The organism is Paraburkholderia sp. (genome assembly GCF_036488795.1).
GTDB lineage: Bacteria > Pseudomonadota > Gammaproteobacteria > Burkholderiales > Burkholderiaceae > Paraburkholderia.
This window is the reverse complement of sequence record NZ_DASXHA010000101.1, coordinates 19536-38108: the sequence shown is the minus strand read 5'-3', so window position 1 is coordinate 38108 and position 18573 is coordinate 19536. Positions and strand designations below refer to the sequence as shown.

The window sequence follows — 18573 nt, the reverse complement described above, 5'->3', positions numbered from 1 at the left end:
CTCGCCGCAGCTTACTGCCTTTGTACGGTTTGCCGGATGCCGCGCCTCGTTTGTCTCGCATCATTGCGTGCATCCTGGCGCGGATTGTCGCATTTCAGATCAGCGAATGAATGGCGCCAATCAACAAAAATGACACCTTCTGACGGCGTCCTGCGCGCGGCCAATCGCAGCATCTGCTGCCTACATCGCCTATCCTGAGGGGAATGCGCGTCCGTTCGCAACGCGCCTCTCTCGACTTCGTGGAGTGCCCGTGACCGTACGCAATCTCGATGCCGTGTTCCGGCCCACCTCCGTCGCGGTGATCGGCGCCTCGCAGCGGCCGGGCAGCATCGGCGCGATGGTGTGGGCGAGTGTGCTGGCGGCCGGCTTCAGTGGCCCGCTCTGGCCGGTCAATCCGAAGTACGACGCGCTCGATGGCAGGCCGGCCCTGGCGGATGCCGGCGATCTGCCCGAGGCGCCCACGGTGGCGCTGATCTGCACGCACCCCGCGACGTGGCCCGGGATCGTCCACCGGCTCGGAGGCATGGGGACGCGCGCGGCGATCATCGTGGGCGAAGTACACAGCGACGAAGACCGCACGGCGCTCCGGCACACACTGTCAGCAGCGCGTCCGCATCTGTTGCGCATCGTCGGGCCCGGCAGCCTCGGTGTGATCTCGCCCGCGCTGCACGCGCATCTGGGCGCGCCGTCCTCGACGGTGAAGGCGGGCGGCGTAGCGTGGGTGTCCCAGTCCAACGCGCTGACCAATGCCGTGCTCGGCTGGGCGCATGCGCGCGGGCTGGGCTTTTCGCACGCGGTGGCGCTGGGCGGTGAAGCGGATGTGGATGCTGGCGACGTGCTCGATTTCCTCGCCAGCGACCCAGGCACCCGCGCGATTCTGCTCGAACTGGACACGGTGCGCGCGGCCCGCAAGTTCATGTCGGCCGCGCGGGCGGCGGCGCGCAACAAGCCGGTGCTGGCGCTGCGCTCGGGCCGCGCCGATCCCGCCGACGGGCTCTACACTGCCGCGTTCCGCCGTGCCGGGATGGTGCGGGTCGACGCGCTCGACGATCTGCTCGACGAAATCGAAACCTTGGGGGTGGGCCGCGTCGCCGCGGGTGCGACGGCGACGCTGATCACCAGCGACCGTGGCGTGGCCACGCTCGCCTGCGACGCGTTCGCGGCGGCGGGCGATACGCTCGCGCCATGGCCCGGCGAGGCCACGCAAGCCATCGCCAGGGCGTTGCCGCGCGCAGTCGCGGGAAACCCGCTGCTGCTCGGCGACGACGCTCGCGCCGAGCATTTCGGCACCGCGCTGGAACTGCTGGCGCAGCATCGCGCGACCGGCACGGCGTTCGTGGTCCACGCGTCGACGCATAACGCGCCAGTGGGCGAAGTCGCGCAGGCGTTGATCGCGAATCAGCGGTATGCGTATCGCGGGCTGCTGGCGTGTTTTTTCGGCGGCGTGGACGCGGCAACGCGCGACGCGCTGCACGCGCAGGGCATCCCGGTTCACACGACGCCGCAGCGCCTCGCGCGCGCCTTCGCGCGGCTGGTCGACTACCGGCTGGGACGCGAACTGCTGATGCAAACGCCGGAAGGGCTGCCCGTCCAGGCATCCGCGGCAATCGACGCCGCCCAGACGCAAGCGCGCGCAGCGCTCGCGGCGGGCAACGAGCTGCTCGGCGCAGAAGAGGGCGCTCGCTTGCTGGCGCATTTCGGACTGCCGGTCGGGCACAACGAAGCGGCTCACGACAAGGTCGTGGATATCGCGGTGGAGCTGCGCGACGACGACAACTTCGGTCCCGTGTTCCGCTTTACGGCGCCCTCGGTGGATGGCGTCTCGGCGCCGTTGCGCGTCTACGGACTGCCGCCGCTCAACCCGATGCTGGCGCGCGATATCGTGTCGCGCTCGCCGTATGCGCGGCTCGTCGCGCCGGACCCGGTGCTGGCTGCGCTGACGGCGTTGTCGCAGGCGGTGTGCGACATCAAGGAGATCGTCGGCCTCACGCTGACGCTGCGCGTGTTCCGCGACCACGCGGCGATCGTCGATCCGTCCATCCGGGTTGCGGCGAAGCGCAGCCGGCTTGCGATCGTGCCATACCCGCGCCGCTTCGAGGAAACGCTCGACTGGCGCGGCCTGCGTATCACGGTGCGGCCCATCCGTCCGGAGGATGAAGCGGCGCATCACGATTTCGTCGAAGCCATGACGCCCGACGACCTGCGGCTGCGCTTCTTCGGCTCCGTGGGGAGCTTCGATCACTCGCAGCTCGCGCGCATGACGCAGATCGACTACGACCGGGAAATGGCGCTGATTGCGACCATCGAGAATCAAGAGGGCCTGACGCGGACCCTGGGCGTGGTGCGCGCCGTGGCCGATCCCGACAATGAAACGGCGGAATTCGCGGTGGCCGTGCGCTCGGATCAGAAGGGACGGCAACTCGGCAAGCTGCTGATGGGGAAGATCATCGCCTATGCGCGGCAACGCGGCACACATTGGCTGGTTGGCGAGGCGCTGCGCGAAAACGGGCCGATGATCGCCCTGGCGAGAGCGTGCGGTTTTACCGTCACGTCGACCGAAGATCCTGCGGTGGTCGGTTTCAGGATGGCGCTGGATGAAACCGTGGCCGAAGCCTAGCCGGTCAACTGGCGGGAAATCGCCGCTCATCAATGAGATGGTGACACGCGCCACCTTGCGAAACGGCGTATGCGGGCGACGTAACGCGCCGTCTACCGCTTTTGTCGCGCTTCGCGGTACTGAATTCCTTCGGGATCCTGCGCCTCGGTGTCTTCCTTCTTCGGAGCTTTGAGAATCCTCTGAGTGCTTGCCTCGGCCATCCTGGCTATATTTTTCGGCTCACTCGACCACGCAAGTCAACCGCCGGTCTCGTGGTTTCACCGCATCAATGCGTCGTGAATTTCGCGCGCATCCAGCGTGCAGCGTGAGCACGTCATTTCCGCGCCTCAACCTTCCGTTCGCAGAATTTCCATGGATAACCTCGCCGTCTCCGACCAATTCATCAAGTCGCTCCTGTTCGCCTTTTTCCTCAGTGCCGTGGCGATTTTTCTGCTGCAGGTCATCAACCTGATCGACCCCGATCACGTAATAGGTTGCGAAGGCATTGCGTGGCTTGCGGCAGTCGTCCTCTGCACGCTCGAACCGGTGCTGCGACACTATGGCGTGCTGAAGGGCGGCGTAGAAAGCCGCACGGGCGAGTTCACGAAGGCAAGCGTGCTCGGACGTCTGATTGGGGCGCCGGCGGGTTGCGCGTTTGCATGGGCCATGACGATCGTGGGCGCTTAAGCCTCGCGCCCGCGAGGCGTTTTTCAGCCGATCGGGCGCAACGACCGTTTCGTGCCGGCATCCTGCTGGTCAAGGTCGAGCCCATCCGGAAGCAGGAAGCAGGCATCCGGGCTCGGGTGATGTGCCGGCATCTGGAGTCAGATCCGGCGTGGGAATCGTTCAGGCCGGCAGCTTCGCTGCGGCCTCGTCCACCTGGCTGCGCGTGACGGACAACTCGGACAGCCACCCATCCGCATAGGTCGCGCCCGTCTCGCGTTCGAGGCGCGCAATCGTCGCTGCGCAACGCGCAGCGTCTTTCGGCGTGGCGATGAAATCCTTCACCGACTGCCCCGCCGTGAACGCATCGAAGAGCGGCACGCGGATGTCGTCCGGCAGCGCGCGCGTCCACTGGTACGGCTTGCCGTTGTACGTGAACGACGGCGGCAGCACGCGCTCCTTCTTGGCGGCCGGAATCAGGCCGTAGGTGCGGGCCGCTTCGCCGATCTGCTCCGGCGAGAACAGCTCATCCGGGCTGATGTCGAACTGCTGGATGTAGGCTTCCATCGCCTGCATTGCCGCGGCGCGGTCGTCGCGCTTTTGCTGCGCACGAGCCACGATGTCGCGCAGTTCGTCGGCTTCCTCGTTGGTAATCGTGAAGCTCGCCTGCTTCTGCTGGAGTTCGGAAAAACGCTGGAATTCGGAATCGGTCAGAAGTTTCGCCATGGGGTGTCGAAAGCGCGCGCAGGACGGTGCCCACGCGGCGAGAATTTTGAGAGGGTCGCCATTCTAAACCATGTGAGCAGATGGCCGACCGCGCATCAAGCCGACATGTCGGGTTGAGCGGCTCCCGGACCCTAAACGGGGCTCTCGCGAAACATCGACAAGGCTTCGACCGTGTCGCGCAGCAGTGCCGTTACCGCGTCGAGTGTCGGCGCGACGTACTCGTCGATGCGCCGCAAATACGGACAGGTGAGCACAGCAATGGCCTGACCTGACGGTCCGAGAAGCGGGTAGGTCAAGTCGGTGACGCCGAAGGTTTGCTGGCTGTCCTTCTGCACAAAGCCCTGCACACGAATCTGCTCGCACGCTGTTTCGAGCGCCTCGCGGTCGATGGTCACCTCGCCCTTCACCTTCGTATGTTCGGCAAGCATGTGAGCGCGCTGCTCGGCGCTCTGGAAGGCGAGCATCACGCGGCCCGAGCCGGTGTCGATCAACCCGACGCGCGAACCGAGTCGCACGGACATCCCCCACGTGCCCGGCCCGTCGACCTGCGCAATCACCAGCAGATTGCCGCGGTCGTAGACTACCAGGTGGCACGATTGCTCGGCGGCATCCGCGAAGCGCTGCATCAGCGGCAGCGCCTCGGAGATCAGCCGGTTCATCGGCGGATGCCGGTGCGCCAGCGCATACAGCTTGAGCGAGAGCGAATAGCGGTCGCCGGCGGGCGAGCGCACCACGTATTGCCGCGCCACCAGCCGCTCGAGCATCCGGTACATCTCGCTGGCATTGCGGCCCAGCAGCTTGGTGATTTCGGCGCGCGTCAGCCCCTCTTTCTGCCCGGCGAGCAGTTCGAGGATGTCGAGGCCCTTGTCCAGCGCGGGCGCACGGTAACGGTCGGCTTCGTCTTTTTCTTCGGCATCCATCATGAGTCGATTCCCGTGTGCAGATACCATGGTTATCTGGCGCGTGAGTGTAAAACGTCGCTGGCATGACCCAGCCAGGGAAAACACGGACCACTGGTGCTGCGACATTCCTTGACTTCGAAAAGTCCGCATATGAATAATACGTTCATTGGTAAATGAACGTACACTATTATCGACACGAAAGAAGCGCATCCGGCGAAGGAGTGAGTCTCCATGAAGAATAGTGTGCCAGGCCCTGCCTTCGCTACGGCGCAAGCCGAGGCCGGTGTGGACGGCGCACGCAGCCAGCGGATGCGCGGCGAACGTGTACGCAGGCGCGAACTCGTGTTGTTGTCCGCGCTTGTGTTGCTGATCGTGGTCGGTGCGTTGTCGACCCCGGGTTTTCTGACGAAGGCGAATCTGATCGGCTTGCTGGGCGCGTCGGCGGCGCTCGCGCTGGTCGTGCTCGCCGAGTCGCTGGTGGTGTTGACCGGCCAGTTCGATCTGTCGCTCGAATCGACGGTCGGCCTTGCGCCCGCGGTCGGCGCCCTGCTGGTGATGCCGGCGGCGTCGGCGGGATTGGGCTCGCAATGGCCGGCGGTGGCTGGTCTGCTGGCAGTGGTGGCGGTCGGTGCGCTGATCGGCTTCATCAACGGCTTGCTGGTGGTGCGCCTGAGGCTGAACGCGTGCATCGCCACGCTGGCGATGCTGATCGTGTTGCGTGGCATGCTGGTCGGTGCGACCCGGGGCGGCACACTGCTCGATCTGCCGCCCGCGTTCTTCGCGCCTGCTACGACCATGGTGTTCGGCCTGCCGCTCGCGGTGTGGCTCGTGGCGGCGGTGTTTGCGGCGGCAGCGTGGGTGCTGCGCTATCACCGTCTGGGCCGCGCTGTGTACTTGATCGGCGGTAATCCGCAAGCAGCCCATGCTGCCGGGATTCGCGTCGAACGCATCACGTGGAGCGTGTTCGTGCTTGCCGGTGTGCTTGCTTCGGTCGGCGGGTTGATCGTCACCGGCTATGTCGGCGCGCTCAACGCGAATCAGGGCAACGGCATGATCTTCGCCGTGTTCGCGGCGGCGGTGCTCGGCGGCATTTCGCTCGAGGGCGGCCGGGGCACCATGCTCGGCGCGCTGTTGGGCGTGCTGCTGCTAGGCGTGGCGCAGAATCTGTTGACGCTGGCGCAGGTGCCGTTGTTCTGGATTCAGGCTATCTACGGCGTGATTATCCTCGGTGCGTTGATGACGGCGCGCCTCACGAGCCGCAAAGGCCAGAACTGATATGACCGTTTCACGGAGAACCCATCTTGAGTAGTCCATTGCAAACCGATGCTCGCCTGATCCTGCTCAGCCCGCAGGACAACTGTCTGATCGCGGCGGCGCGGCTCGAAGCCGGCACCCAGGTGGAGATAGAGGGCGAGCGCGTGACGCTCGGCAAGACCATCGACCTCGGCCACAAGGTGGCGCGTGGGCCGCTGGCGAAAGACGACAAGGTGTTGCGCTACGGCGCGGTGATCGGTCATGTGACCGGCGCCGTCGCGCGCGGCGAACATCTGCACACGCACAACCTTGAAAGCGACTACTTGCCGACTTACACGCACGATGCGGGTCACGAATTCGTGCATCATTGACGCGGTATGACGCCGCGCTGGGACGATCATGATTGACACTTCGAAAGCAACGCGCGGCGCGGCTGCGCAAAGTGGCGTAGCCGCGCCGCCCATGCTGCAAGGCTATTCGCGCAGCGATGGCCGCAAGGGTATCCGCAATGTGGTGGCGGTGGCGTATCTGGTGGAGTGCGCGCATCACGTCGCGCGCGAAATCGTCACGCAGTTTCGCGAGCCGCTCGACGCGTTCGACGACCCCGGTGCCGAACGCGAACCGGCAGTGCATCTGATCGGCTTTCCGGGCTGCTATCCGAACAGCTATGCCGAAAAAATGCTCAAGCAGCTCACGACACATCCGAATGTGGGCGCGGTGCTGTTCGTGTCGCTCGGCTGCGAGAGCATGAACAAGCACTATCTGGTGGATGTGGTGCGCGAAAGCGGCCGCCCCGTCGAGGTGCTGACGATCCAGGAAAAGGGCGGCACGCGCAGCACGATTCAATATGGCGTCGACTGGGTGCGCAATGCGCGCAAGCAACTGGCGGCGCAACCGCGCGTGCCGATGGCGCTGAGCGAACTCGTGGTCGGCACCATCTGCGGCGGCTCCGACGGCACCAGCGGCATCACGGCGAATCCGGCGGTGGGCCGTGCCTTCGATCATCTGATCGAGGCCGGCTCGACCTGCATCTTCGAAGAAACCGGTGAGCTGGTCGGCTGCGAGTTTCATATGAAAAGCCGTGCCGCGCGCGCGGAACTGGGCGAAGAAATCGTCGCCTGCGTGGCGAAGGCCGCGCGCTATTACTCGATTCTCGGTCATGGCAGCTTTGCAGTCGGCAACGCGGACGGCGGCCTCACGACCCAGGAAGAGAAATCGCTCGGCGCCTATGCGAAGAGCGGCGCCTCGCCGATCGTGGGCATCGTGAAGCCCGGTGACGTGCCGCCGACGGGCGGTCTCTATCTGCTCGACGTCGTGCCGGATGGCGAACCGCGCTTCGGCTTTCCGAACATTAGCGACAACGCCGAAATCGGTGAGCTGATCGCGTGCGGCGCGCATGTGATTCTGTTCACGACCGGGCGCGGCTCGGTGGTGGGCTCGGCGCTTTCGCCGGTGATCAAGGTTTGCGCGAATCCGGCCACGTATCGCAATCTGGCCGGCGACATGGACGTCGATGCGGGCCGCATCCTCGAAGGCCGCGGCACGCTCGAAGAAGTAGGCCGCGAGGTATTCGAGCAAACCGTGGCCGTGGCGCAAGGTGCCGCGTCCAAATCGGAGATGCTCGGGCATCAGGAATTTATCCTCACGTACAAGACTTTCGAACCGGTTGGGCCGGCGTGCCTGCCGTCGAGCGCGGCGTCGGCCCATCGGGTCGTCGAGATCGCGCCGCAGTGATTCGCCGCAGCAATGCGCTGCAGGCATTCGCGGTAGTGCCGCGGAGACAACACCGCACGGCGCGGACGTGACCGTGTGAACGCATCATGTGAACGATAGGAGACATCGGCATGGTTGAGGCAACGGGTTCGAGAGTCACGCAACGCCGCGAGATCGGCAAGCGTGGTGTAAAGGTGACAGGGCTCAGTCTGGGATCCGCGCCGCTTGGCGGGATATATCACGATATGCCCGATGCGCAGGCGATCGCGACAGTCGACGCAGCATGGGACGCGGGCGTGCGCTTCTTCGACACCGCGCCGCACTACGGTCACACGAAAGCCGAACACCGTATAGGCGACGCGTTGCGCCGCTATCCGCGCGATCAATATGTGCTGTCTACCAAAGTCGGCCGGCGCTACGTGCCGCGCACCACGCCCTACGACGGCAGCGAAGGATGGCAAGACCCGCTGCCGTTCCAGGCAATCTACGATTACACGCGCGACGGCATCCTGCGTTCGTTCGAGGACAGCCAGCAGCGACTCGGGATCGTCGACATCGACATTCTGCTGATCCACGACATTGGCCGCGTCACGCACGGCGAGCGCAACGCGCACTACTGGAAGCAACTCACCGAGGGCGGCGGATTTCGCGCGCTCGATGAACTGCGTTCGTCGGGCGCAGTCAAGGCGGTAGGACTCGGCGTCAACGAAGGTGCGGCGATTCTCGATGCAATGGCCGACTTCGATATCGATTGCGCGTTGTTGGCCGGCCGCTATACGCTGCTGGAACAGGCCACGCTCGACGATCTTCTGCCCGCCTGCGAAGCCCGCGGGGTCAGCATCCTGCTGGGCGGCGCGTTTAATTCGGGCATCCTGGCACGTGGCGTGCAGGGCGATCTGAAGTTCAACTATGGCGCTGCGCCGCAAGAGGTGATTGAGCGCGTCGCGCGTCTGGAGGCGGTGTGTCGTGTGCACGGGGTGCCGCTCGCCGCCGCTGCGTTACAGTTTCCGTACGCGCATCCGGCCGTTGCCACGGTGCTGACCGGCGCGCGCAGTGTTGAAGAGTTGCGTGAGAACGTTGCCTCGTTCGAACGCCCCATTCCCGCTGAACTATGGACGGCGTTGCGCGATAAAGGCTTGCTGGATCTGCGTGCAACGGTGCCGAAGGATTGATCGACCATGCACATCGACGCCCACCAGCACTACTGGGATCCGGCCCGCGGAGATTACGGCTGGCTCACCCCGGACCTCGAACCGCTCTACCGGACCTTCGGACCTGCCGATCTCGCACCGCTACGCGAGCGCACCGGTGTAACACGCACCGTGGTCGTGCAGGCGGCGCCGACGGTCGAGGAGACGCAATATCTGCTGGAACTCGCGCGCAATGATGCATCGATTGCGGGCGTGGTGGGCTGGGTGCCGATGCTGCTGCGCGATGCACCCGCACTGATCGCCGAACTCGCGCGTGATCCGAAGTTCAAGGGCCTGCGGCCGATGCTGCAAGATCATCCGGATGACGAATGGATCGCCAATCCCGCGTTGGGGCCCGCGGTCGAGGCGCTCATTGCGCATGACCTCGCCTTCGATGCGCTGATCTTCGCGCGCCACGTGACGCCGCTGGAAACCTTCGCAAAACGCTTTCCCTCACTGCGCATCGTCATCGATCACGGCGCGAAACCACCCATCCGCGATGGCCGCGCCGGCTGGCAAAGCTGGGCGGACGCCATCACGCGTCTGGCGGCGCTGCCGCATGTGCATTGCAAGCTGTCGGGTCTGGCCACCGAAGCCGCGCCCGGCTGGACCGAAGCGACCTTGCAGCCCTACGTCGATCATCTGCTGGCGTCGTTCGGCCCCGCGCGTTTGATGTGGGGCAGCGACTGGCCCGTGCTCAATCTGAACGGCGACTACCTGCTGTGGCACTCGGTGGCGAACACGCTGCTCGCCGCACTGAGCGATGCGCAGCGCGAGGCGATTTTCGGCGCCAACGCCGCAGCGTTCTACCGCCTGTAAGAACAAAGACAACGACAAGACAAAGACAACGATCTCGAAGACGATGAAGTTGCTGATCCGAACGCCATTTCAACTGAACTACTGGAGACATCGATGACGCAAAGACTGGCCGGCAAGACGGCCGTGATTACCGCCGCTGGTCAAGGCATCGGCCTCGCCACGGCCGAACTGTTCGCACGTGAAGGCGCGCGCGTGATCGCCACGGATATCCGCATTGACGGGCTCGCGGGCAAGCCGGTCGAGGCGCGCAAACTCGACGTGCGCGACGCCGCCGCGATCAATGCGCTCGCGGCGGAACTGGGGGCGATCGACGTGCTGTTCAACTGCGCGGGTTACGTGCATGCCGGCACGATTCTCGAAGCCACGGAAGAAGACTGGGACTTCGCGTTCGATCTGAATGCGAAGGCGATGTACCGCACGATCCGGGCGTTTTTGCCGGCCATGCTGGAAAAGGGCGGCGGCTCGATCATCAATATGTCTTCGGCGGCGTCGAGCGTGAAGGGTGTGCCGAACCGCTTCGTGTACGGCGCATCGAAGGCCGCGGTGCTGGGTCTCACGAAGTCGGTTGCGGCAGACTTCGTCACGCGTGGTGTACGCTGTAACGCGATCTGCCCGGGCACGGTGTCTTCGCCGTCGCTCGAACAGCGGATCGCCACGCAGGCCCAGGCGCAAGGCGCGTCGCTCGACGCGGTGCAGGCGGCCTTCGTCGCGCGTCAGCCCATGGGCCGTATCGGCAAGCCTGAAGAGATCGCCGCGCTGGCGCTGTATCTGGCCTCCGACGAATCCGGCTTCACGACCGGGCACGCGCATGTGATCGACGGCGGATGGTCGAACTAGTTAGCGAACGCGGCGGCGCTGTGCAGAAAGGTCGTGTTGCCGCTTTTTTCACTGAACACTGTTGATAGATAGGGAAGTGCCAAGATGAAACTGCTTCGTTATGGACCGAAAGGTCAGGAAAAGCCGGGCTTGCTCGATGCGCAAGGCAAGATTCGCGATCTGTCGAAAGTGGTCGCCGACATCGACGGCGACACGCTGACCGACGCCGCGCTCGCCAGGCTGCGCAGCGTCGATCCGGCATCGCTGCCGGTGGTCGAAGGCAATCCGCGCATCGGGCCATGCGTCGGCAAGATCGGCAAGTTCATCTGTATCGGCCTGAACTACGCGGATCACGCTGCGGAGTCGAACCTGCCGGTGCCGACGGAACCCGTGGTGTTCAACAAGTGGAATAGCGCGATTTGCGGTCCGTACGACAACGTCGAAATTCCGCGCGGCTCGAAGAAGACCGACTGGGAAGTCGAACTGGGCGTGGTGATCGGCAAGCCGGCCAAGTACATCGACGAAGCGAACGCGCTCGACTATGTGGCAGGCTACTGTGTGATCAACGACGTCTCCGAACGCGAATGGCAGATCGAACGCGGCGGCACGTGGGACAAGGGCAAGGGCTTCGACACGTTCGGCCCGATCGGTCCGTGGATGGTGACGCGCGACGAAGTGCCCGATCCGCAGAATCTGGGTCTGTGGCTCGAAGTGGACGGCCATCGTTATCAAAATGGCTCGACCAAAACGATGGTGTTCGGTGTCGCAAAGCTCGTGTCGTATCTGTCGACGTGCATGAGCCTGCAACCGGGCGACGTGATTTCGACCGGCACGCCGCCGGGTGTCGGCATGGGTGTGAAGCCGAATCCGGTCTATCTGAAGCCGGGGCAGACCATTCGCCTTGGTATTGAGGGTCTGGGCGAGCAGCAGCAAAAAACTCAGGCGGCGGAGTAACGCGCGCACAGGTCTTGGCGCGCAGTGCCGCACGCTGCGCGCCAAGACCTTCGAAACTTCAATTCGACGGTACCGTTTCGCCGCCGTCGCCGATCCGGTTGATCGTCCCTTGCGCGACCGCCACAAGCCGTTCGCGGTCGCCGTCCATCACGAAGATGTTGCACTGGCAGGTAGCCTGATGCCGCCCGGCATAGACGACCTGCGCGCGCGCCAGCAGCGTACCGTTCATGGCCGGCCGCAGATAGTTGATCTTGTACTCCCCCGTGACGACCCGGGGCCCGAGCGCCAGCGCTCCGGCGAAGGTGAGCGCATTGTCAGCCAGATAGCTGATCACCCCGCCGTGGACGAAGCCGTGCTGTTGGCGTAACTCGTCGCGAATCGGCAGGCATAGCGTCAGTTCGTTCGAACTCGTGTGCATGAGTTCGGCGCCGAGCAGCATGCTGAACGGTTGGGCGTGGAGTGCGCCGCGTGCCCGGTCCAGTAGATCCGTCATTATCGATTCCTTCGGGGCGATGCCCGTGGTGGCGTCCCTACCCACTCTAGGAAGCGCCGACGCATCGCGTCAAGGTGAATCGCAAATATTGCGCGAGCATTGTTGTGCCACGCGGAGCAGCGCCGTGAAATGAGCGACGAAACGGCTCGTAAGGACAGTTTTGCGCGCACTTCGCTCAAGAGATGAGCCGTGCTGCCGTTAACCCAGACGTTGTTCCCGTCATTCATTGCATTTCAGGTGTTCACGATGTTTAGCAAGATCAAGGTCGCATCCGGCCTGCTGTGTGTTCTGGCCGCTTTTTGCGTTCTGCAACTTGTGACGGAGGGGCTGGGCTTCTGGTCGCTGACGCGCACCCATGACGACGTGGGCGATCTGTCGAATATCGCGTTGAAACAGGTCGACGCGGTGAACCGTACGACCCAGCAGTTGATGGACGCGCGTATCAACCTGTCGCGCGCCGGCACGCGCATGGTGAAGGGTGGCGCCGAACCCGCCGACATCGTTCAGCACGCCCGCGAACAACTGGCGGCGGCGGACCAGAGCTTCGCCGCCTTCGCCGACGCGCCGAAGACCAGCGAAGAAAACAGCGCCCGCGCAGCGGCACTCTCGGAGCGCTATCAAAAGCTGCATGCGGCGCTCGCCGACCTCGCCCAATTCCTCGATTCAGGCAACATTCAGGCGTTTCTCGATCAGCCGACCCAATCCTTCCAGGACGCGTATCTGACCGAACTGCACAACTTCGTACAGTTCGGCGATTCGGCTAGCCGTGCGTCGATCGAATCGATCGACGAGCGCCTCGCGTTGTTCCGCACCGTCGGCGTGCTGATCCTGTTGCTGCTGCTCGCCGGCACGGTCGGCGTCTATGTGGCGCTCAGGCGCGGCGTGGTGGCGCCGCTCGAAGAAGCGGGCCGCCACTTCGATCACATTGCACAAGGCAAGCTGAATCAGACCATTGCGGCGCGCGGCACCAACGAAATCGGTCACCTGTTCTCCGGATTGGCGCGCATGCAGGCGAGCGTCGCGCGGACGGTGAAGACGGTGCGCGAATCGGCTGATTCGATCCACCTGGGCGCGAACGAAATCGCCACGGGCAATGCGGATCTGTCGGCTCGTACGGAGAACCAGGCGGCTTCGCTGGAGGAAACCGCATCGAGCATGGAGGAGCTGACCGCGACCGTCCGGCAGAACGCCACTCATGCACGCGAAGCCAATGAGCTGGCGCAGACCGCACTCGACGCAACTTCGCGCGGCAGCGACGTGGTGAACCAGGTCATCGAGAAGATGCACGGCATCGCGCAAAGCTCGGACAGGATCGCCGAGATCATTTCCGTGATCGACGGCATCGCGTTCCAGACCAACATCCTCGCGTTGAACGCGGCGGTCGAGGCCGCACGCGCCGGCGAGCAGGGCCGGGGGTTCGCCGTGGTGGCGGGCGAGGTGCGTGGGCTGGCGCAACGCAGCGCGCAGTCGGCGAAGGAAATCAAGACCTTGATCAGCGAATCCGTGGCCGAGATTCAGGGCGGCTCCACGCTCGTCGAGCATGCGGGCGATGCGATGCGCAACGTGTCGTCGTCGATCTCGCGTGTCACGCAGATGATGACGGAGATCAGCGCGTCGTCGCTCGAGCAGAGCACGGGCATCGAGCAGGTCAATCAGGCCGTGGTGCAGATGGACGAGATGACCCAGCAGAATGCGGCTTTGGTGGAAGAGGCCGCGGCGGCTGCGGCGTCACTGCATCAGCAGACGCAGCAGTTGAAGGACGCGGTATCGGTGTTTGAAATCTCCGATGCGGTGCTGCGTATGCCGCCGTTCGGCGTGTCGCATGCGCAGGAGCACGAGTTTTCGATGAGCGCCGACGCGGCGCTTTAAAGCAGGCTGGCAGGAACGACGAGGCCCGCGCAACCATCCGGTTTCGCGGGCCTCGTTGCTTGCGGACGGCTGCTGTTTGCGTTTGCGATATCAGGCCGGCAGTGCGGCGTAGGCCGTGGCGAGATGGTAGGGCGTGGTCGAAGGCATCTCGGCGCGCGACACTTCGCCGGCGGTCGTCTTGCATTCGAACCAGCCGTGGGCTTGCAGGAAGCGCTGTTTGAAGCGCTCGATCTGAGCGGGCAACACGGCGCGCGCCGCGTCGTCGTCGCGTATGGCGAGTGCGCGCAGGTATTCGCTTTGCGCCCAGATCCGTTGCGTGGCGTCCTTGATCCGTCCGGCTTCGTCGAGCGACGCGCACACGCCGCCTGTCACCGGGTCCACACCGTGCTGCTGCGCGAAGTCGAACGCGCGCGTGAGCGCCGCGTCGAGGCCGGTGCCGTCCAGCAGCGCGCCAGCCTGCTTGACCAGCCAGTACCATTCGAACTGGTGGCCAGGCTCCAGACGGTTGTCGTGCGTACCTAACGGCAATTCTGCGATGCATCCGGTCGGCGCATGCACGAAAGTCCGTTCGATAGCCTCGGCCAGCTTGCGCAGCCTTGTATCGAAGGCGCTGTCCTGGGTTGCTTCGCGGGCGGCCAGCCACGCTTCGGTCAGATGCATCAACGGGTTCTGGATAGGCGTGCCGGTCATCGTCGAGAAGTTTGCGTCGAGCGCCGCGTTGAACAATCCGTGGGCGGCGACGAAACGCTGTTCGATCAGCGCCGAGGTGCCGTCGACGACGTCCAACGCAGCCCGATTCCCCGAACGCGCGCCATATTCGGCGCAGGCGAATACGAGAAAGGCATGCGTATAGAGATCTTTTGTCGTGTCGAGCGGAGCGCCTTGCGGGTCGACGCTATAGAACCATCCGCCGTGCTGCCTGTCCTGAAAGTAGTGCAGGAGGGCATTGAACAGCACCTCGGCGTGAGCGGCGTCGCCCGCCTGCGAAAAGACGAACAGCTGACGCGCGCAGGCCATGGCGCGGTAGCGTTGCACCGGCATGGGACGCTCGCCCGTGCCGCTGACGGCTTCGTAGGGCAGGTTCAGCGCAGTGTTGAAGCCCGGGCCGCGCCAGACCGGCAGGACGACGCGTGTGAAATGATCGCGGAGCGTGGCGGCAAGTGTGATCGAGGTGGCGGGTGTATTCATGCTGTGAGTCTGCTTGCAAAAGTCGTAAAAAGTCCGCGCACGGGCCTGAAGACCGCGCCGGCAACGGCGCGGGGCAACCAGCCGGCAGGCGCGGCGCGCGACCAAGGATAAAGCAAAGCGTCGACAATGGCACGTCGGAGCTTGCCCAAACATGCTTCCACACACTTCAGACAAGGAGGAACAGCAATGCTCGGGAACCTCGAACTCGTCTCGCGGCTGGTGCTGGCCGCGGCGCTCGGCAGCGTGATCGGCGTCGAGCGTGAGCGGCTCTCATGGGCCGCGGGGCTGCGCACGCACATGCTGGTGTGCGTGGGCTCGGCGCTCATCATGATCGTGTCGGCGTTTGGCTTTGCCGATGTGCTGGGCACCCAGAACGTCGTGCTCGACCCTTCGCGGATGGCCGCGCAGGTGGTCTCGGGGATCGGCTTTCTCGGCGCCGGCTCGATCCTGATGCGCGGCGAAATCGTGCGTGGGCTGACGACGGCTGCGAGCCTGTGGTCGGTGGCGGCGATCGGCCTGGCAGTGGGCGGCGGGATGTACACGGCGTCGATTGCGGCGACCATCATCATCCTGATCATCCTCGCCGGCATCAAGCCGCTCGAACGGCGCTTCATCACCGTCAAGCAGCGGCGCCAGATGACCATGCTGGTCGAGCGCGGCACGCTGACGTTCGATTCGCTTCACGAAGCGCTGGGCACGGCCAGCCCGCGGGTGAAGCAGTTCGTGATGCAGCAGAGCGACGATACGCCCGAATACGACGTGGTGATGATCACGCTGCACAGGGTGTCCTCGACCGAATACGAGGCGATTCGCGAACGCTTGCGTCGGCTGCCCTGCGTCAAGGAATTGCGCGAAGAAGATTCGTCGTCGTAAATCGCCGATGGGCTTTAGCGGGCGTGCGCCGCCATGCGACAATGCGGTCTCGAAAAAAACCGATGGCACTTCGTAGCGGTGTTCGGCGCCCGGTGGCCGGCGGCGACCGCTCCTTTCTCTATGGCAGATACCGCAGCATCCACGCAGTCCCGCACACCGCGCGCCGGCTCTTCGAAGCGGCGCGCCAACACCGTTTCCACCGAAACCGAAAACAAACTGGCGCGCGCCGCCCGCTCGGCGCAGCGTCTCGCACAACTGAGCGACGCGTCGCGCGACGACAGCACGCTTGATATGTTCCCGGACGATCCCACCCGCGCGACGCTGGAGGCGATGAACATCGACATCCGCCAAGGCACGCTGCACGGTTTTGAATTGCCAGAGGTGGTGCTGGCGGCCGTGGGGGCGGTTTCAGGCGCGGATGTCGCGGCTTCATCGTCTTCCTCTTCTTCCGAGGCAAAGGCGGCGCGCCGGGCGACGCGCGAGAAAGCGGACGCGGCGCCGGTGGCCGCGCTACTTGATGGGCTGGACGTTGCACCTTCCGGGAACGGCGGGGTGCGTGACAGCGCGCCTGTCAATGACGAAGCAGCGGCCGATGTGACCACGGCTGAGGCGCCTGGCGAGTCGCAAGCCTTGCAAGCCTTGCAAGCCGCACCTACGACGCCGCTTACGCCGGCGATGGCGGCGGCAACCGTCGCGCGCAGCGTGACCGCGTTGCGCCAGGGAACCGAGCCTGGCGCCGCTCCCGTCACTCCCGCCACTCCCGCCGCTCACGAAGCCGGTGCCCAGCCGGTTGAAACGGGCAAGCCGGTTGTGCCTCCTCAGCGATTTGCCGTGACCTTCGCCAAGGCCGCGAGCGCGTCAAGCGGGACGCTTGCGGGTAGTGGCGCCGTGCCGGCTAAAGCCGTGGATTCTGCTCCCATCGAGCCAGTTGCTTCATCTGCTCACGCCGCGTCTTCCGTTGAAGAGGGCCAGCGGCCGTTGCCGGAGGCCAGTCTGAAGGCAACCTCCTCCGTGCCCGGAGCGGCGGCCACGCCGCGCTCGACCGCTGCGTTTGCCGCTCCAGTGCAGGATGCCGTTCGCAGCACGCCTGAACTTGACCGCGCGCGGGCAACTGCGTTTGCCGACACGGTCGACGCGCTGTACGGCGTGATCTCCGACCAGCGCCGCGCGGCGACCGACCACTCGCGCCGGATGAAATGGATGCTGTCCGTTGTCGTCGCCGCGTTGCTGGTGACCGTGGCGATTGGCATCACGCAGACGTTGTTGCTGATGCGCCTGACCCGCGAAACGACAGCGCAGCAACATCGCATCGAAGAAATGATGCAAAACCAGCAGGCTGCCATGACGAGCCTGCTCGATGCCCATCTGGCCGTGGCCAACGCGGCCAACGCGGCCAACGCGGCCAACGTGGCCGCCGCCGCGCCTGACACAGCGTCCGCGCCGGCGCCGGTGACCGAGTCTCGCCAGCCTGCGGCCGTCGCGCCTGCCAGCAGGCACTCGGTGAAGGCGCACGCCCATCCGCATAAGCCGAAAGCGGCATCCGGTCACTGATCGACCGGTCGGATTATTTTGCGACGCAGCATCACCCCCAGCAGGCTTTTATCTGACGACGATCCCCGGCAGCAACGCCGGGCCGGCGGCGTCATCCTGCGCGCTTGCGGATTCTTGCTTGAAAATGGGTGCGGATTCGTAAGCCTTACGGCGTAACGGTTCGCGGTAAACGCTCTACCGACGGGGCTGACCCGCGTGTGTGCTCCGAGACATGATTCAACGACGCTGTGAGCGGCTCAAGGAGCGCCTGACTGTTGTTACGGCGCGACGCAATGACTTCGTGTTGCCCTGCGACAACGGGTCACACCGCAAATAATGTTGCATTGCACTAGCTTTTGCCTAGGGAAAACCCTATAATTCGTTTTAAGGGAAAACCCTAGATCCAACCAACCAGGAGTCGCCATGAGCGTTATCTTTGCAATGTTCCAAAAGGTTAGCGACCTCTTTGCGTCGCCGCATCTTCCGCTGGATTCGGACTACTCGTACGCAGCGCGCCATCGCGAAGCTGAGCGTATGCGCAAGGCGCAATCCACGTTGTTCGGCATCAAGCTGAGCGACTAAGTCGTACGCTGTTGGCGCGGGCCGGCCCGCGCGGCGTGTCCTTATTACGGCACGCCTGCTATCTGAAGCCACGGTTCGCCGTGGCTTTTGTTCGTTTACGCGCCAGGTTTCGGAACCCGCCCGGCGTCCGCGGCTCTATTGACAATCCGTGCGACGCACGGTGGTTCCAACTCGCCGCCTTTGCGGACCGGTTTCGACCTGCCGAAATCGTTTCGGAATATTTCCCGGTCGAAATGAATGTAACCGAGACTGACAAATACCTTCCGCCCGAGGTGTTCCGGCCCCGCCGCGAGCCTCTGAAATACTTGCGTTTTTCGGACTGCCAGCGTCTCGCATCCGGCCCCGAATCTGAAACTTACGCTTACAAGCGCTCACGTATTTAAGCGGATTGGCCCGTTAAAGTCA

General features: G+C 64.4%; 17 protein-coding genes. 13 read left to right on the top strand and 4 right to left on the bottom strand.

What is annotated here, in order from left to right; all coding sequences use genetic code 11:
• Positions 1-250 precede the first annotated feature (250 nt).
• Positions 251-2617, top strand: coding sequence for a GNAT family N-acetyltransferase (locus tag VGH41_RS13655; protein ID WP_331597978.1), 2367 nt, complete (start codon positions 251-253; stop codon positions 2615-2617).
• A 351-nt stretch (positions 2618-2968) separates the two neighbouring features.
• Positions 2969-3283, top strand: a complete 315-nt coding sequence (locus tag VGH41_RS13650) for a hypothetical protein (protein ID WP_331597977.1) — start codon at positions 2969-2971, stop codon at positions 3281-3283.
• A 159-nt stretch (positions 3284-3442) separates the two neighbouring features.
• On the opposite strand, the gene VGH41_RS13645 is transcribed toward VGH41_RS13650, so the two are convergent.
• A complete protein-coding gene (locus tag VGH41_RS13645) occupies positions 3443-3985 on the bottom strand; it encodes a hypothetical protein (RefSeq protein ID WP_331597976.1) in 543 nt (180 codons plus the stop codon).
• 131 nt (positions 3986-4116) lie between these two features.
• A complete protein-coding gene (locus tag VGH41_RS13640; RefSeq protein WP_331598103.1) occupies positions 4117-4905 on the bottom strand; it encodes an IclR family transcriptional regulator in 789 nt (262 codons plus the stop codon).
• Positions 4906-5196: 291 nt separating this feature from the next.
• On the opposite strand from VGH41_RS13640, the gene VGH41_RS13635 reads away from it, so the two are divergent.
• The 7 genes from VGH41_RS13635 to VGH41_RS13605 all read left to right on the top strand — a co-directional run bounded on the left by VGH41_RS13635 (position 5197) and on the right by VGH41_RS13605 (position 11633).
• The gene (locus VGH41_RS13635) at positions 5197-6162 is read left to right on the top strand and encodes an ABC transporter permease (protein WP_331598102.1); all 966 of its coding nucleotides are present in this window, start codon (positions 5197-5199) and stop codon (positions 6160-6162) included.
• Positions 6163-6188: 26 nt separating this feature from the next.
• The gene (locus tag VGH41_RS13630) at positions 6189-6512 is read left to right on the top strand and encodes a UxaA family hydrolase (RefSeq protein WP_414696651.1); all 324 of its coding nucleotides are present in this window, start codon (positions 6189-6191) and stop codon (positions 6510-6512) included.
• A 28-nt stretch (positions 6513-6540) separates the two neighbouring features.
• A complete protein-coding gene (locus tag VGH41_RS13625) occupies positions 6541-7875 on the top strand; it encodes a UxaA family hydrolase (protein WP_331597975.1) in 1335 nt (444 codons plus the stop codon).
• A gap of 110 nt (positions 7876-7985) precedes the next feature.
• Entirely contained in the window at positions 7986-9026 is a 1041-nt protein-coding gene (locus VGH41_RS13620) for an aldo/keto reductase (RefSeq protein ID WP_331597974.1), read from the top strand.
• A gap of 6 nt (positions 9027-9032) precedes the next feature.
• Entirely contained in the window at positions 9033-9863 is an 831-nt protein-coding gene (locus VGH41_RS13615) for an amidohydrolase family protein (protein ID WP_331597973.1), read from the top strand.
• Between the two features lie 93 nt (positions 9864-9956).
• Positions 9957-10700 carry an SDR family oxidoreductase gene (locus VGH41_RS13610; RefSeq protein WP_331597972.1) on the top strand — a complete coding sequence of 248 codons (744 nt, stop codon included), beginning with the start codon at positions 9957-9959 and terminating at the stop codon, positions 10698-10700.
• 84 nt (positions 10701-10784) lie between these two features.
• Complete coding sequence (locus tag VGH41_RS13605) at positions 10785-11633, top strand: ureidoglycolate lyase (RefSeq protein WP_331597971.1); 849 nt, start codon at positions 10785-10787, stop codon at positions 11631-11633.
• Between the two features lie 58 nt (positions 11634-11691).
• On the opposite strand, the gene VGH41_RS13600 is transcribed toward VGH41_RS13605, so the two are convergent.
• Positions 11692-12126, bottom strand: coding sequence for a PaaI family thioesterase (locus VGH41_RS13600; protein ID WP_331597970.1), 435 nt, complete (start codon positions 12124-12126; stop codon positions 11692-11694).
• Positions 12127-12372: 246 nt separating this feature from the next.
• On the opposite strand from VGH41_RS13600, the gene VGH41_RS13595 reads away from it, so the two are divergent.
• Complete coding sequence (locus VGH41_RS13595) at positions 12373-13995, top strand: methyl-accepting chemotaxis protein (RefSeq protein ID WP_331597969.1); 1623 nt, start codon at positions 12373-12375, stop codon at positions 13993-13995.
• A 90-nt stretch (positions 13996-14085) separates the two neighbouring features.
• On the opposite strand, the gene VGH41_RS13590 is transcribed toward VGH41_RS13595, so the two are convergent.
• Positions 14086-15183, bottom strand: a complete 1098-nt coding sequence (locus VGH41_RS13590; RefSeq protein ID WP_331597968.1) for an AGE family epimerase/isomerase — start codon at positions 15181-15183, stop codon at positions 14086-14088.
• A gap of 186 nt (positions 15184-15369) precedes the next feature.
• Between VGH41_RS13590 and VGH41_RS13585 the strand changes: the two genes are divergently transcribed.
• The 3 genes from VGH41_RS13585 to VGH41_RS13575 all read left to right on the top strand — a co-directional run bounded on the left by VGH41_RS13585 (position 15370) and on the right by VGH41_RS13575 (position 18168).
• Positions 15370-16056, top strand: coding sequence for an MgtC/SapB family protein (locus VGH41_RS13585; protein ID WP_331597967.1), 687 nt, complete (start codon positions 15370-15372; stop codon positions 16054-16056).
• A 120-nt stretch (positions 16057-16176) separates the two neighbouring features.
• Entirely contained in the window at positions 16177-17607 is a 1431-nt protein-coding gene (locus VGH41_RS13580; protein ID WP_331597966.1) for a hypothetical protein, read from the top strand.
• A gap of 402 nt (positions 17608-18009) precedes the next feature.
• On the top strand, positions 18010-18168 hold the full coding sequence (locus VGH41_RS13575) for a hypothetical protein (protein ID WP_331597965.1): 159 nt from the start codon (positions 18010-18012) through the stop codon (positions 18166-18168).
• The last annotated feature ends 405 nt before the right edge of the window (positions 18169-18573 follow it).